General features: G+C 64.1%; 1 protein-coding gene. It reads left to right on the forward strand.

The window, feature by feature from the left end:
• Nucleotides 1–34: 34 nt before the first annotated feature.
• A partial coding sequence (locus B8W69_RS32130; RefSeq protein WP_245843437.1) for an AAA family ATPase occupies nucleotides 35–270 on the forward strand: 236 nt, incomplete at its 3' end.

Consider the following 270-nt stretch of genomic DNA (forward strand, 5'->3'; position numbering starts at 1 on the left):
GGGCTACGTCGGGGCGAAGGAGGGCACCACCCTGTTGGAGCAGGACAAGCTGGACGGCAGTCCCGGGCGCCCCGGCATCGTTCTCTTCGACGAACTGGAAAAGGCCAGCCCGGAAGTGGTCCATGCGTTGCTCAACGTACTCGACAACGGCCTGCTGCGGGTCGCTTCCGGCGAACGCACCTACCATTTCCGCAATACCCTGGTGTTCATGACCAGCAATCTCTGCGCCCATGAGATCCAGCGCTACGACGAGCGTCGCCAGCGCCTGCC

Origin of the sequence: Mycolicibacterium vulneris (genome assembly GCF_002104765.1) — a bacterium.
GTDB classification, from domain to species: domain Bacteria; phylum Actinomycetota; class Actinomycetes; order Mycobacteriales; family Mycobacteriaceae; genus Mycobacterium; species Mycobacterium vulneris.